Source organism: Chryseobacterium viscerum, from assembly GCF_025949665.1.
GTDB classification, from domain to species: domain Bacteria; phylum Bacteroidota; class Bacteroidia; order Flavobacteriales; family Weeksellaceae; genus Chryseobacterium; species Chryseobacterium viscerum_A.
In genome coordinates, this window is sequence record NZ_JAPDFT010000001.1 from 2715782 (window position 1) to 2732078 (window position 16297).

Here is a 16297-nt window from a genome sequence, read left to right on the forward strand (position 1 = left end):
TCACAGATGATTATGAAAAATTTTATGATTATTTACAGTCAATAAAAAGAGACCACTATTTCCAGCAGTCTCTAAAATTATAATTGTGTTTCGTTTATCTTACTGAATAATCAGCTTTAAAGTAAATAGTTTTCTTCCGTGTACTTTTACAAAGTAAACGCCTGCCGGAAGATTCTCATTCACCAAAGAGAAGCGTTGGTTATTGATATTTTTTGATACATAAAGCAGTTCTCCTGAAGCTGAAACCAATTCTATTTTTTCAATCGGGTAATCACTTTTGATAAAAGTAGGCTGTCCCGGTTTGGTTGGGTTCGGATATAGCACTACATTTTTCTCTGTACTTCTTGTTTCTTCCGTTCCTAATGTTGGTGAAGTTACCTGGAACTGTACTCTGTTTGAAACTTCTGTATAGGAATCATTGGTAAACATTACCATATAATAGTTTCCTGGTGTAGCAGGTACTGCTGTTCCCTGGATGGTTTTTGTTCCCTGAGTTACCCCGTCAAAATAGGTATAAGAAACGAAGTTGTCATCTGGAGTCTGAACACTTTGAGGATAAATTCCTAACCAATCTTTGATGATTCCCGGAGAATCCGTCCATGAAGCCGTAATATTTTCTCCCAAAGTATATACCGGTTTATTGATCCAAAGATCTGTAACGATATCTCCTACTTTAAAGAATACCTTCTCCCCGATTCCGTTATATCCGTCTTCCAATAGATACTGCGCGTAATAATACCCTTTCGGAAGTCCCGTGAAATTAAGGGTTCCTGATGCAGTAGTCACATAGCTCCATTTGATAGAAGCTGTAGTTCCAGGAGTCTGCCCCATTTTATAAATTCCGATCCAGTCTTTCTGTAAGTTCGGCCCATTAGTAAAATTAAGAACAACTGTTCCTCCTACCGGATAGGTATCAGAAGTAGTCTGCAGCTGAACTTTCGGTCCTACATAGAAATTTTTTCTTGGAGTGATTTCTGTATAGCCGCCATTAGCAAAGAATCCGGCAAAATACTGACCTTTATTAGCCATACCATTATTAAAAGTAACCGTTCCTGCTACCTGTCCGTTAGTATAGCTGTACACTTGTGAAGTAGTACTGGCCGGTGTTTGTCCTTTTTTATAGATTCCTACCCAATCCTGCTGGTTCCCCGGACCTCCTGTGAAAGTAGCGGTAATGGCTTCATTTTGGGCATATTCTGTTTTATTTAAAGTAAATGTAGGGTTTGAAACTACACTTCCAGTGATTTCAAACTGTTTCACATCACTCCAGTCACTCCACTCCAGGTTTCTGTCTCTGTAACGGGTTTTTACGTAATAAATTCCATTTGGAATAGAGTTCGCAGCTAAGGTGGCTTTTGTAATGTCTACTCCATCATTCAGGTTTTTGGTTTTATCAGGAGTTCCGTTTCCGTCTTTTCCGAACCAGTTTTCAAAATCACGGTAGAATTCTTTTTCAATCACAGAAAAATTAGATGTCTTACTGATCAGGAACTGTGTAGTGTTCAACAGTTCATTATTTGAAGAAGCAAATGCACTTCCATTCAAGGTCAAAGGTAACGTGATAGCCCCTGAGAAATTGTTTGTAATGGATGGTTTCGCTGGTTTAGGCTGATTTTTATACCTATGGAAGGAATCTACCAGTACATTATTTTTCTTGTTGTAAACTCCACCGATGGAATAACATTCGATATCCACTTTTCCGGTTGGAATATCTACTTCTACAATCTGATAAGTCCAGTCTGTCAAAGTTTTCTGAACATCATCAAAATCTTTTTCATTAGACATTCCCCAATACTGATCCCAGGCCGTTCCTCCGGAGATAATCTGATAGTTCGGTGTATTTTTCAGCTGACCTCTGTGGTATAAGTGATGGTGAGCTCCAACGTGCATTAAGTATTTATCAGAGGTTACCAGAAGCGGTACCGCATTTTCTCTTACCCATGTAGAGATATCTCCTACATATTGCTCAGCCTGATAAGGTCTGTGGCTCAAAGAAATAATCCAGTCTACTGTAGGATCATTGTTAGCTGCTGTTAAGATCTGCTGAAGCCAGGTCTGCTGTGCTGATCCCGTATGTTCAGAGCTTAAACTTACGAATAATACATTCCCAGCCTGCTGAGCATAATAATTTTCATTTCCTGAGCTTATCCCTTTATAACTAATTTCATCAATATAAAAATGAGCATAGTAAGAATTCATTCCCATCGTTCCATAGGTTTCATGGTTTCCTACTGTTGTCTGAATAGGCAGATAAGGTGATAACTTAATGTTCTTTTTAAAGTGAACATTCTCATAGTGATCCAATGTTCCTACATCCACCTGATCTCCCACCATAAAAGTAAGGGCAATATTATCAGACGGATCCGAAGCAGCTCCGAATTTTTCCTTTAGTTTTTTATAAGCATTCAGCGTAAGCGTATCATATCTAGGTTCAGCTTTGATCTGATTGTCACCCATAATAAGGAAACGGATCTTTCCATTGGCAGTTACAGCCTGTCCTGGCAAAGGAAGTGTTCTGAAATTGTAAACGGCAGACTCACTGGTTCCCGTTTTTATCTTATAATAGTATTTGGTATTCGGCTGAAGATTGGTAACCTTTGCCGTGTGATAATAGTAATTGTTGTTGTATCCGGTATCAGAAAAGATATTGGTGGTTCCTGTTACTGTCACATTCAAATTCGTTGGAGAATCTCCGTAGATCACGGTTGTTTCATTATTGGAAGCTGTTTTCCAATTGACGATCATAGAATTCGGGGTTGGATTTTGTAAATAGGGAAACAAAACCTGTCCGAAAGCCATCTGGACCGCGAAACAAAAAAAGAAGAAATAATGTTTCATAATAGCTTTAGTTTTAAAATATCATATAGTTTTAAGTTGTGAATCAGTAATTTAAAAAACCGTTGTCCGGATTTTTACTTCGGGCAAAAGTAGAATTCCCATATAAACTCTGTCTGATGGTATTTTAAAGAAACCGTTAATTTTTTAGCAAAACCGGAATGAAAAAATTATAGTTTTTAGTACATTAATTATTTGGCATATTCAAAAACTATTTTGTACATTTGCAACCTGTTATTCAACCTCTGACGAAGAACGTGTAAGTTGCTTAGCTTTAACATTTTATTTTATTAATAATGGATTTATTAAAGTACGTACAAGACAAGTACATTGCTAAAAAAGAATTCCCTGAATTCAAAGCAGGTGATACAATTACTGTGTATTACGAAATTAAAGAAGGACAAAAGACAAGAACTCAGTTCTTCAAAGGAACAGTTATCCAATTAAGAGGTACTGGTTCTACAAAAACTTTCACGATCAGAAAAATGAGTGGTGATGTAGGTGTAGAAAGAGTATTCCCTATTAACCTACCTGCGCTTCAAAAAATCGAGCTTGACAGAAAAGGTAGAGTTAGAAGAGCTAGAATTTACTACTTCAGAGACCTTAGAGGTAAAAAAGCAAGAATCAAAGACGCTGCTTACAAGAAGAAATAATTCAGACAACAATACATACAAAAAGAGGCTGTTTACACGTAAACAGTCTCTTTTTTTGTTTCAATATTTTTCATTTTTTGTAAGGATTTCCGGTTCCGGTTTCCAGAAAGAGTTTCAGACTCCCGATAAATTGATTCCAGCCACCGGAACAAATAGTATAGCATTCCACAGTCGGATTTAAACCCACATGGGTAAGCTGCAGCAAACTGCTGTTCTCCTTTTGTTCCATTTCCCAGACGATACTTGTCCCAATCCACTCTGTCTGATTTTTTAATTCAGGTATGGCAATCAGTGAATCTTCAACATACCAGATCAATCTTGAGTTGGATATTGCTTCTTTTATCCGTATTGTCTTATGAATAAGGTCTCCAAATCTTACCGTAAATACATCTCCTTCCTGTGCTGATGCTCCGGTAAACAGTTCAGACCACCAAAGAGGAATCTGATGAGAAAGAGCCTCATAGATATTCTCTGCCGAAGCTTTGAGTTCGATTGTAGTAGTATAATTGTTCATATCTTTTATTTTTTATTTAGCTATTCTATTGATACATCCAATGTTAATCAAATTACTTTTCAATAGACTTTGCATAAGACAAGAAATTCTTACTACTATGTACTCCATGTCAAGGTGTAAAACCTTGACATGGAGAATATTTAATTTTTTCTTTGGTTACAAACACCATTTTCCAATTTTTTTACTTGATGGCTACTCATTTTTCATGAGATATTGCAAAGGAGTGGAACCTGTCTGTTTCTTGAAAAAATCTATAAAAGCACTATCTGATGAAAAGTCTAAAATATGAGAAACTTCTCCTATTGAATTACCTTCCACCAAAAGTTCAATCGATCGCTGCAACCGCCACTGCTGTCTCCATTCCTGATAAGATAATCCTGTTTCTTTTTTAAAAATACGGCTGATTGTTTTCTCCACTGCCCCAGCTTTTTCTGCAAGATCTTTCAACATCGGCGGCATTGCATCACGCAGAGTCCATTCTTCTGAAAGCTTTTTAAAACGCCTGTCCTGTGGTATTTTAAGCTCCAGCTTTTCTTCCGGAGACTTACTCATTTCATCCCAAAAAACTTTTAAAAGATTAGCCTGATCATTATCAAGCTCCAACCATTCCCAAAAACAGATCCTTTCTATAATTTCTTTTAATAAAGAATTTACATGAAGAACCTTGAGACCAGCTTTCATATATTTTTCAGAATAACTTTCATCAAAATAGACAGATCTATAGGCTACGATATTCCGGAAATTCACACGATGAACCGTGTTTGCAGGAATCCAAAGCATTCTGAATGGAGGAAGAACAAACTGCATGTCAGAAGTAGTAACTGTCATACAGCCAGAAGGTGCATATAGTAACTGAGTTTTCGTTGTATGAAAATGAAAACCGGAATCATGCATCACCATATCAGAAGCTATTCCAATTACTTTTTTCTGAATAGAATCTGCATCAAACTCTTCATTCTGTTTCAATACCGCCATGTCCTATTTTTGATGTTTTTTGTTTTTATATCATTATAAATATACATTGAAATTTTGGAAACTTTGCAGAAAAAAAATGAAAAAGACGAATCCTATCTGGCTGCTCACCGTACTTGTAATGCTTCCTCAGTTTGTAGAAACCATTTACAGCCCGGTTTTACCAATGGTTCAGGAGCTATTCCGGGTAAAAGAAGAATCAGTTACCCTGACAATCAGTTTATATTTTATAGCATTTGCTCTGGGAGTAGCTTTTTGGGGAATACAATGTGACAGAATCGGAAGGAAAAAGTCCCTTGAATATGGGCTTATCACCTATGGAATCGGAACACTGACCGCTATTTTTGCACCCAATTTTATGATTCTCCTTAGTGCCAGGATTATTTCAGCATTTGGAATCTCCGTAGGATCTATTGTAACACAAACGATTTTAAGAGACACTTATGATCAAAACAATATCAGCAAAGTATTTTCCTGGATTGGAATCGGTTTATCCATAAGTCCTGTAGTAGGAATGATTACCGGATCAGTATTGTCTTCTTCTGTAGGACATCAGGGTGTTTTCATAACATTATGTCTGCTTGCGGGATTATTTTTTATTCTTTCCCGTAAAAAAATTTCTGAAACTCAACATTCAGTAAAAGAAATCAACATGGGTATTTTAGTAGGTTTATTAAAGAGAATGCTCTGTGATCAGGCGATCATAAAATGCTGTTTATTGATTATGAGTTTTAATGTCTTACTGTTTTCTTACTATTCATTGGCGCCATTTATTTTTAAAGAGTATCATTATTCTTCATATGCCTTCGGATACAGTAGTGTTATATTGGCTGGCGGGACATTTGCAGGAGCAAAACTTAACAGATTTCTGTTATTGAGGAACATACAACCTAAACATTTAGTTAAAGTCAGTGTTATTTCAGCATTTGCTGCTTCTATTTTCGTATGGATTCTGACAGATACAGGAATATATTTTTTAATTCCTTATTTCTTCATTGTAATGGCGTTCAGCATGGCAGTTCCAAATATTTTAAGTACCGCACTTATCCATTATAAAAATGAGACCGGCAGCGCGGGAGCTTTGTTGGGGTTGATCTATTATATATTGATCGGCTTAGGGTTGGTAAGTATTGGATTTATACAGAATCTGGGACTTTCCTGTGTGCTGTTTTCAGGAATTGGAGTGTGTGCTTTACTATTCATTGATTGTAAGAAGCAATAAATCTGAAACATTAAGTTTAAAAGATAACAAGAATCGTCGTTTCCTCAAAAATAAACGAACAGTTGAATAAGCTTAATATTGAATCTGCCTAAACTCTATTGTAATCATTTAAGAAAACTTAATGTTTCAGATATTTTATAGTTTTAAATTTATTGTATAAAATTATACAGGGCTTCAAAAAATTCAGGATATACTTCTATATGAGGAAGATGTCCTACATTGTCAAGTTCTACAAGCTTTGAACCGGCAATTTCGTGTTGAGTTTTCTTTCCTAGCTCCTGATATTGTCCCATTTTCGGCTGAAGTTCCTTGGAAGCTCTGTCTTTCCCTATTGCGGTTCTGTCTCTTGTTCCAATAATAAGCAGTGTAGGAACTTTAATATTTTTAAATTCATAGCATACCGGCTGATTGTAAATCATATCCGAGGTAAGAGCTGCATCCCAGGCTACCTGAGGGTAATCTTTATGAAGCGTCCAACCTGCAATCAGATCAAGCCACGGCTGATATTCTTCTTTCCATTTGTTATCATAATAGAATTTCAGCTGATAGTTTTTATAGGTTTCTGATGTATTTTTAAGTTCAGATTGATATGCCTGATCAATTGTCTGGTAAGTTGCAAACGTTTTATAATCCTCAAGCCCGATTGGGTTTTCAAGAATCAGTTTCTGTACTTTCTCCGGATACAGCAATGTAAATCTGGAAGCTACCATTCCTCCCATTGAATGCCCCAGTATTATTGCTTTCTCAATTTTTAATTCATCCAGAACTGCTTTTGTATTTTCTGCCAGCTGAGAAAAAGAAAACTGGTATGCATGAGGCTTTGAAGACTTTCCAAATCCTATCTGATCAGGAATCACTACTCTGAATCCTTTAGCAGACAAATCCTTTGCTGTTTTCTCCCAATACGCTCCGTTGAAATTCTTTCCATGGAGAAGCATTATTGTTTTCCCATTGGGCTTTTGCGGGTGTACATCCATATAGGCCATTTTCAAATCTTCACCCTGAGACTTAAAATTGAGAAAATGAACTTCATAAGGATATTTATAGTCGGAAAGCATTGCATCCAGAGGCTTTGCCTGTGAAAACATAAAACCGGACATCATCAATGCAAAAGCAGCCGTTATATTTCTGAAATGTTTCATGAAACTTTTATTTAAAGGATTAAAATTAAAAAAACCGCTCCAAAAGGAACGGTTTCAACTATTATTTTATTTAAATATTTTTTTAGGACAATTCTGCTATTGAAACTTCTTTTTCTTTTTTTGAAGGTAAATTCATCAAAACGATAGCAAAAAGGATGAGGGCAATTCCTATCCATTGGATCAGAAATACTTTCTCACCCAATAAAACAAAGGCCATCGTTACAGAAACCGGAAGCTCCAATGATGAAACAATACTTCCCAGACCCAATCCCGCATTTGGGAATCCGATATTGAATAAAATTGGTGGAATAATGGTTCCAAAAAGAGCCAGTACAAATCCATACGTCAGGAATATTGAATAATTAAATGAATGAATATGTTCTGTATTATCAGTAAAATTTAAGTACAATGATTTTAAACCATCAAAATACATAGGCCCGATCTGTGCAAAGAATAAAAATGCAAAAACCACTACAGAACCACCTGCCAGCATAATAATACTTTTTCTGAAAACTGGAAGATGCGTAGCCAGCGTATTGGAAGTGAACATCGTCAAGGTATATGAAGCAGCAGCCATCAACCCCCAGAAGACTCCATGCCAGTCCAGTTCTATCTCCATATTAATAAGATTAGTTGCAAGAACTGTTCCCAGCAATACGATAACTACGGAAACTACTTTTCTAGCATTGGGTAGTTTTTTTGTAAGAATACTTTCCACCACCACACTGAACCATACCGACTGCATCAATAGTACAATAGCAATTGAAACATTGATATACTGTACAGCAATATAATAGAATAAACTTGTTCCTCCTAGAGAAGTTCCTGCAAGCAACAGCATTCTGACTTCTTTAGAATTTGGCAGCGATAATTTCTGTTTTGAGGTTAGTGTCTGAATAAGATTGAGGATCAAAAGTCCCGTCAAACCTAAAACAAACTGGGAAGTAGTTACTTCCGAAGTGGTGAAACCATCATGGTAAGCCATTTTTACAAAAGTGGCCAACATACCGTATATACTAGCTCCAATCCCTACAAATAAAACACCTTTTAGTATATTTTTCTTCTTCATAATTTTTTTAACAGCCTGCAAAGGTACAACATATAAATTAAACCTATCTGAAATGTTATAATGATAGATAAACAAAATCGCCACAAGCAAGCTTGTGGCGATTTTGAAATTAATTAATAAGTAAATTATTTTTTAACCATTACTTTTGAAGCGGCTTCAAAACCAAGTCCTTTGATTTTAACCATATAAGTTCCGTTTACCAAATTGCTTGTAGAAATTGCTTTCTTAGCATCCGGTGAAATTTTATCTTCAGAAGAAACCAGTTTACCTGACATATCATAAAGTTCTACACTTACTTTTCCAAGAGTATTGCTTGGGAAGTTGATATAAAACTCATCTTTAGCCGGGTTTGGATAGATCACAACTTTATTATCTTTCTTTGTTTTCACTTCATTAGTAGCCAGCAAACATTCTTCAGGCACTGCAAAATTTTCAACCTGATCTGTAATATTATTCTTAACCCCAGCTGAAGCATTTAAACCTAAACCTCTTTTGGCAAAGACACCCCAAATCATACATTTATCCTGACCCTGTGTAGTTGCTAATTCAGCCGCCAGTATTGCATCTCTACCTTCAACGAAACTAGGATTACATGCCTGTAGTTTTAATGCATTGGTGATTAACTGCAATACTCTTGTACTTCCATTGGTAGTATTTGCCAACACATCCGAGGAATATCCATATTTTTCAACATATTTCCAGTGAAGATCCCATAGCATTGTTGCCCAAACGAACCCAATGGAATGTACGTCCGGAACTAAATTACCATTTGAATTGGTATACTGCATTGTATTAGTATCTCCATAAGTAAAATCATTAATAGCAAAATTAGGAGAATATCTTGCTGGCCTTATACCTCCTCCTTCATTTGGCTGTCCACCTACATATGTACCCATACCTCTTGGTACTAAAGCATTATCTCCTGCTTTATTGGTTAACATTAATGCAAAGAAATCAGACCATCCTTCTCCCATTTGCTCTTTACTTACATTTGCGTTCAAACATGATGATCCTGTACCTGTAAGTCGGTTTGAAATTCCATGTCCATATTCATGAATGACAATTCCATTATCGAAACTTCCATCAGGAACTACATTATATGTCGGATCTTTTTTTAATGTAACATTTACAGTTGCATTGGCAGCAAGCTGACTTTTTATATATTCTCCTTCTGAATTTGTAACAAGTATTGAAGGAATAGTAATTGTAGCATCTACACCTCCCATTGCAGGAGGAATATTAACCGCGGCTGCATTATTATACACTATAACCCCAACAGCTCCGGCATTCTGAGCATTCTTTACCTTTACTGTAAAGCCACAATTAGTTCCCCCTCTTTCAATAAGCCCAATCTTTCCTGTAAGAGATCCTGCAGGTAATGCCTGGCAACCTTGTATATCTGTTGATGGTTTTACATCTCCCGTTACACCTAAAACATTTAATGCTGGCCCAAATGCAGCTGCTATAACTATCGGTTCGCGAGGAACCGCAGAACCAGGACTGTTATAAAATAGTAATCGGCTGTTAGTTGTTGACCAAAGATACATCTGCATCTTAGGGTTATAACCGTCCTGAGGAGAACTAAAGTTTGCGTTATTTGAACCTCCTCCATCTTGCGCTTCTGCATATACAGAGTCATCATCTCCTCCTACAGGTCCATTACCAAAATTGTTCTGCTGGAAGTTTCTTGCAGATTCTGTAAATCCAAATTTGTAGAAAACATCATGAACTTTGTTATTCAGATAAAATAAATTAGTGATTGAAGCATTCCTGTTATTTACAGAAGTTTCATTAATACTAAAAGGGAAATTAAAGTTTCTTGTAGCACCACCTTCAGCGGGAGTACCTGTAAGATAACCGGGAGCTGTTAAAGCTGTTCCCGCCACATCTTCGTAGGCAAAAACGTTATTTCCTCTGGTAATGGTATAATGATTAGTTCCGTCAGAATGCCATCCTTCAGGAGAGGCACTTAGATCCCAAGGATTGTTAATGACTGATCTTGAACCAAAAGTAGGTGCTTCAATTGGTAATGGAAATACATTATAGGATGCATTATCTGGCAAAAGTAATGGAGTATTGTTTTGTACCATACTATTTTGAGGTCCTATCAATGTATTCTCAAAATGATCAGCATGGCTGTACTCAGCATCTGAACTATAGGCATCATGATGGAAATTACAAGATAAAGTCAGATTATTTTTTAAAAGGATATTTCCATTGTTTGCATCTACTAAAATATTCCAGTAATTCGGAGACTTTGGTTCCATTAAGGTATACTCATAGGCCAAACGCAGATTTCCGTTTTCGTCATTGGTATATACCAGTCTTTGATTGGCTGATGTAGCTCTTTTTTGAGTCTTTTCAAGATATTCAAGAATCGTAAAATTTGCAATATCAGGGTTTTTCAGGTCTTCAGCAATCTTTTGAAGCGCTGTATTTTTATTAATTGCAGCTGTACCGGATGTAGATACAGTATAATCTTTTACAAAATTATCTGTATAATAAACAACTTTGCTGTCTTTGATCAATGCTGTTCCTACAGAATTGTATATCGGTAAACCTTTATATGTCTGTAAAAATTTAACAACATTACCATTCAATGATTTTGATGGATCTACATTATCAACAATGATATTATTAAGATCATATTTTTTATATTCTCTTATTTTATTTTGAGAAATATAATCTTTAATCAGTTGTTCATTATCCTGTCCAAACAATACTGTTGGAAATGCAGAAAATACTGCAAATAAAAGAGGTAGAGCTTTATTTTTCATATCCATTATTAAAGCCGCTAATCTACAAATAATTCACAAACTTTCAATATTTTTTTTACCTAAAACTTAAAAATAAATAAATACCCGCAAAATTATCATCTTAATATTGTTTTGCATATTTCTCAATAAAGAGAACCTCATCATAAATTTATGCCTACCACATTATATTTAACTTATTTTTAAATATTTATGATATAATTATTTCATTAAATAAATCACATATTAACGAATTTGTTTTAATGATTATCAAATTTTATATTTATCATATTTAGATAAAAAAAAGCCGCTCAAATGAGCGGCTCCTTATGTATGAATGGTTCAAAGATTATTTACCTTCTTCCATTTTTCTTTTCAACTCTGCTAATGCATCGATGTCTCCAAGAGTAGATCTTTCTTCGTTGTTTGAAGAAGAAGATACGTTTCTAGAAGAAGATTCTTTAACGTTTTTCTTCTCTTCATCTCTGAAGATACCTGTGTGAGATACTACTACTCTCTTGAATTCTTTGTTGAATTCGATTACTTTGAACTGAGCATCTTCACCTTTTTTGATTTTAGATCCATCTTCTTTCTCTAATAATCTTGAAGGGCAGAATGCTTCTACTTCAGCATCTTCGAATTGAACAGAAGCTCCTTTATCGTGAACTTCTACAGCTTTACCAGCGTGGATAGTTCCTTCAGCATATTTAGTTTCGAATTTATCCCATGGGTTTTCAGTCAATTGCTTGTGACCTAGAGATAATCTTCTAGCCTGAATATCTAATTCAAGAACTACAACGTCTAATTTATCACCTACTGCGCAGAACTCAGATGGGTGCTTGATTTTCTTAGTCCAAGAAAGATCAGAGATGTAGATTAATCCGTCGATACCTTCTTCTAACTCTACGAATACACCAAAGTTAGTGAAGTTTCTTACAGTTCCTACATGCTGAGATCCTACCGGATACTTAGCTTCGATATTTTCCCATGGATCTTTAGACAATTGCTTGATACCAAGAGAAATTTTTCTTTCTTCTCTATCTAAAGTTAATACTTCAGCTTCTACTTCATCACCTACTTTTACGAAATCTCCAGCAGATCTTAAGTGAGTAGACCAAGACATTTCAGAAACGTGGATTAATCCTTCTACACCTGGAGCGATTTCTACGAATGCACCATAGTCAGCAAGAACTACTACTTTTCCTTTTACTTTGTCACCTACTTTCAAGTCAGCAGAAAGAGCATCCCAAGGATGAGCTTCTAATTGCTTCATACCTAATTGGATTCTTGTTTTCTCATCATCAAAATCAAGGATTACAACTTTTACAGTCTGTCCGTCCTCCAGGATTTCAGATGGGTGGTTCACTCTAGACCAAGAAAGGTCTGTAATGTGGATCAATCCATCAACACCTCCTAAGTCAATGAATACACCGTAAGAAGTAATATTCTTAACAGTACCTTCAAGAACCTGACCTTTTTCAAGCTGAGCGATGATTTCTTTTTTCTGACCTTCGATATCTGCTTCGATCAATGCTTTGTGAGATACAACTACGTTTTTGAACTCAGGGTTGATTTTCACAACTTTGAACTCCATAGTTTTTCCTACGAACTGATCGTAATCTTTAATTGGCTTAACGTCAATTTGAGAACCAGGTAAGAATGCTTCGATTCCGTGAACGTCAACGATCATACCACCTTTAGTTCTTGATTTAACAAAACCGTTAACGATTTCTCCAGTTTCGTGAAGTTCGTTTACTTTATCCCAAGCTTTAAGTGTTCTAGCTTTTCTGTGAGATAATTGTAACTGACCAGTTTTGTCTTCTCTCTTGTCAACCATTACTTCTACCTCATCACCTACTTTTAGGCCTTGGTTGTAACGGAATTCGTTAAGAGAAATAACACCTTCAGATTTGAAGTTGATGTCTACGATAGCTTCTTTGTCAGTTAATCTTACAACTCTACCAACTAAAACGTCATTATCGTTTAGGCTGTTAAGAGATCCGTTATAGATTTCTTCTAAATCGCTTTTTTCTTTTCTCGCATCTGCATCAAGACCTGATTCGAAAGAATCCCAATCAAATTGTTCTGGTGCTACGTTTTGGTTTAATAAAACCTCTGCTGAATTTGTCTCTTTTGACATTTTCTAATAAAAATTTGTATTCCTTCTTTTTTAACGGTTTGAATAAATGCGGATTAAAAAATACGGAAGTAATTAATTTTAAGTAATTTACCCATCAAACCTTTTCGCCACAAAAGTGGGTGCAAAGATAGGAATTTTATTTAAGATAAACAATAGATTTACCTTTGTAAATATTATCGCTAAACAACTGAATGTCAACATTTATTATTAAAAGATTAAAGAATTTAAAAATTGAAAAATCAGACGGTTCAGAAAAACTTATTTTTTTTTTGATCATAAGAGCAGGAATACAAATATGAGATTTTTCATTTCGCTGCACTTCATTCAGAATGACAGTAACGAAGAGTTAAAGAAGAGCAACACTTTCCTATCCCTACCAAACTCTCCTACTCCCAAACACTCCAGCCCTCAGACTCTCCCACGAATCACCCGCTTAAATTCACTACCTTTGCACCATGGAACTACAATCAATCTACCAGAAACTGCAGATTCAGGATATGAATCAGATGCAGAAATCTACTTATAATGCGTCTGAAAACAACACAGACATTGTTTTACTCTCTCCTACAGGATCTGGAAAGACTCTTGCTTTTTTATTCCCGGTTCTTAGGAATCTGAAAAAAAATGTTCAGGGAGTTCAGGCATTGATATTGGTTCCGGCAAGAGAACTTGCTTTACAGATTGAGCAGGTTTTTAAAGCTATGGGAACAGATTTTAAAGTTTCTGTCTGTTATGGCGGACATGATAAAAAAATAGAGGTTAACAATTTAATTGAAGCTCCTGCGGTTTTAATAGGAACTCCAGGAAGAGTTGCTTACCATGTGAGAAATAATAATTTTGATCCGAAAACGATTAAAAGACTCATTTTAGATGAATTCGACAAAGCTCTGGAGCTTGGCTTTCATGAAGATATGGAGTTTATTGCAGGTTCATTAAAGGGTCTTTCACAAAGAATTTTAACTTCAGCTACTGCGATGGATGAAATTCCAACGTTTACAGGTTTAAAAAATGAAAAAACCATTGACTTTTTAAAGCTAAGTGAAGTAAAGCCAGATATCCAATTGCGAAAAGTAATGACAATTTCTGAGGAAAAACTTGACACTTTATTTAATTTAATCTGCAAAATAGGGAATAAAAGAACGCTTATTTTCTGTAATCACCGTGAGGCTGTAGACAGAATCTCTGAGCTCCTTAACCAAATGGGAATCGACAGGGAAACTTTCCATGGCGGTATGGAGCAGGACGAAAGAGAACGTGCATTGCTGAAATTCAGAAATGATTCTGCAAGAATTCTTATTACTACGGATCTTGCTGCCCGTGGACTTGATGTTCCGGAGGTAGAATCTATTGTACATTATCAGCTTCCTCCAAAAGAAGATGCTTTCATTCATAGAAACGGACGTACTGCAAGGATGAATGCCAAAGGTTTTGTATACCTCATCATGACAGAGGAAGAAAACTTCCCGTTCATTAAAAACAATACCCCTGAAGAAAGTGTTGCCGGGTTTACTAAAGTTCCGGAAAAAACACCTTTCCAGACTATTTATATCAGTGCAGGAAAAAAAGATAAGGTCAACAAAGTAGATGTTGTGGGCTATCTTATCAAAAAAGGAGAACTTCAGAAAGAAGATATCGGTTTGATTGAAGTAAAGGATACGACTTCCTATGTTGCTGTTTCCAGAAATAAAGTAAATACTGTTTTAAGAAAGCTTCAGAACGAAAAACTGAAAGGAAAGAAAGTAAAAATGGAGGTTGCTTATTAAAGCTATAATCCCATTTAGATTAACAATAATATGTCATTGCGAGGAGCATAGCAACAAAGCCACCTATACTTCTCTCAATGACATTTCTTTTTATTTATTTTATTCCCCTTACTCTGGTAGGAAAAGTATACACAGATTTTGAAGCAGTAATGAAGAGTATATCATTATTTTCTCCGCCAAAAGTTACATTGGAAGTCCACTTTTCAGGAATAGAAATATGATACATTTTCTTTCCAAAACGGTTAAAAATATGTACTCCATCTCCTGTTAAATAAAGATTCCCATGCTTATCCAGTTCCATTCCGTCTGAACCCATTTCACAAAACAGTTTTTTCTCAGATAGCTTTCCATCGCCCAATATATCATACACATAGGTTTTTCCGGCATCAATATCAGAAATATATAATTTCTTTAATTTTTCACTTCCTACAATTCCGTTAGGCTGAGTGAAAGTATCAAGTTTGATAACTTTTCCCGCTTTATCTCTGTAATAAAGACTTTTATGCTGAATTTCCTGTTTAAAGCCAACCCAGTAATCTCTTTCATACAATGGATCTGTAAAGTACATTCCTCCGGCCTCATCATTCCATACATCATTGGGACCATTCAATCTTTTTCCTTCAAAGCCTTTAAGCAGAATTTCCACTTTTTTGTCTTTGGAAATTTTCCAGATTTCTCCCTGATCATCTGAGCAGGTAATCAAATACCCATCTTTGTCAAAGTGTGTTCCGTTTGCCCTTCCCGTCTTGTCTAAAAACTCTATTATCTTGTTGCTTTTCCAGTCCCAATAATAGATTTTATCGTTGGGTTGATCGGTAAAGTAAACATTCCCCTCTTTATCTGCTGATGGTCCTTCTGTGAAACTGAACGTATCTGAAACCATTTCCGGCTTTACTCCTTCATAAAACATTTTACTATAATTTACTGATTGGCAGTTTACCAATGCGAAAACCAAACCAATCATGCTTATTTTCCAGATATTCTTCATACTTCATTTTTAAACCTGCAATTTACAATATGACCTAGAGGTTTCAAAATATTTTCTCGTTTTGATACAATAAAAAACACAAATATTAAATGTCCTAATTGTCCTATTTTTGAAGCAGATCATATTAGTAATGAAAGAATATAATCCGGAGCTTTGCAGTAACAGGATCGAGCACTTTTTTTCAATAAAAAATCAATTCAAAAAAGAGGGTGATCCTGCTGAAAATAGTACCAAAATACTTTTATA

11 protein-coding genes are annotated in these 16297 nt (G+C 35.6%); 3 read left to right on the forward strand and 8 right to left on the reverse strand.

Annotation, left to right across the window (positions count from 1 at the left end; genetic code table 11):
• Window positions 1-99: 99 nt before the first annotated feature.
• Window positions 100-2838 (reverse strand): fibronectin type III domain-containing protein, encoded by a 2739-nt coding sequence (locus tag OL225_RS12315; RefSeq protein WP_264518449.1) that lies wholly within the window; start codon window positions 2836-2838, stop codon window positions 100-102.
• Window positions 2839-3131: 293 nt separating this feature from the next.
• Between OL225_RS12315 and rplS the strand changes: the two genes are divergently transcribed.
• Complete coding sequence (gene rplS / locus OL225_RS12320) at window positions 3132-3488, forward strand: 50S ribosomal protein L19 (RefSeq protein ID WP_047376947.1); 357 nt, start codon at window positions 3132-3134, stop codon at window positions 3486-3488.
• Window positions 3489-3558: 70 nt separating this feature from the next.
• Here rplS and OL225_RS12325 read toward each other — a convergent pair whose 3' ends face one another.
• Together OL225_RS12325 and OL225_RS12330 are read right to left on the reverse strand one after the other, a co-directional pair.
• Window positions 3559-4002: an SRPBCC family protein gene (locus OL225_RS12325; RefSeq protein ID WP_264518450.1), complete on the reverse strand. Its 444-nt coding sequence runs from the start codon at window positions 4000-4002 to the stop codon at window positions 3559-3561.
• Between the two features lie 192 nt (window positions 4003-4194).
• Complete coding sequence (locus OL225_RS12330) at window positions 4195-4977, reverse strand: AraC family transcriptional regulator (RefSeq protein WP_264518451.1); 783 nt, start codon at window positions 4975-4977, stop codon at window positions 4195-4197.
• 76 nt (window positions 4978-5053) lie between these two features.
• On the opposite strand from OL225_RS12330, the gene OL225_RS12335 reads away from it, so the two are divergent.
• Window positions 5054-6196 carry an MFS transporter gene (locus OL225_RS12335; protein WP_264518452.1) on the forward strand — a complete coding sequence of 381 codons (1143 nt, stop codon included), beginning with the start codon at window positions 5054-5056 and terminating at the stop codon, window positions 6194-6196.
• A gap of 149 nt (window positions 6197-6345) precedes the next feature.
• Here the strand turns inward: OL225_RS12335 and OL225_RS12340 are convergent, their stop codons facing one another.
• The 4 genes from OL225_RS12340 to rpsA form a co-directional block, all read right to left on the reverse strand.
• Window positions 6346-7338 carry an alpha/beta fold hydrolase gene (locus OL225_RS12340; protein WP_264518453.1) on the reverse strand — a complete coding sequence of 331 codons (993 nt, stop codon included), beginning with the start codon at window positions 7336-7338 and terminating at the stop codon, window positions 6346-6348.
• Between the two features lie 82 nt (window positions 7339-7420).
• Complete coding sequence (locus OL225_RS12345; protein WP_264518454.1) at window positions 7421-8407, reverse strand: EamA family transporter; 987 nt, start codon at window positions 8405-8407, stop codon at window positions 7421-7423.
• Between the two features lie 125 nt (window positions 8408-8532).
• Complete coding sequence (locus OL225_RS12350; RefSeq protein WP_264518455.1) at window positions 8533-11184, reverse strand: T9SS-dependent M36 family metallopeptidase; 2652 nt, start codon at window positions 11182-11184, stop codon at window positions 8533-8535.
• A gap of 325 nt (window positions 11185-11509) precedes the next feature.
• Window positions 11510-13300 carry a 30S ribosomal protein S1 gene (rpsA, locus tag OL225_RS12355; protein WP_047376953.1) on the reverse strand — a complete coding sequence of 597 codons (1791 nt, stop codon included), beginning with the start codon at window positions 13298-13300 and terminating at the stop codon, window positions 11510-11512.
• A 455-nt stretch (window positions 13301-13755) separates the two neighbouring features.
• Here rpsA and OL225_RS12360 point away from each other — a divergent pair, with 455 nt between their 5' ends.
• Complete coding sequence (locus tag OL225_RS12360) at window positions 13756-15063, forward strand: DEAD/DEAH box helicase (protein WP_264518456.1); 1308 nt, start codon at window positions 13756-13758, stop codon at window positions 15061-15063.
• A gap of 94 nt (window positions 15064-15157) precedes the next feature.
• On the opposite strand, the gene OL225_RS12365 is transcribed toward OL225_RS12360, so the two are convergent.
• Window positions 15158-16051 carry an SMP-30/gluconolactonase/LRE family protein gene (locus OL225_RS12365; protein WP_264518457.1) on the reverse strand — a complete coding sequence of 298 codons (894 nt, stop codon included), beginning with the start codon at window positions 16049-16051 and terminating at the stop codon, window positions 15158-15160.
• Window positions 16052-16297: the final 246 nt, after the last annotated feature.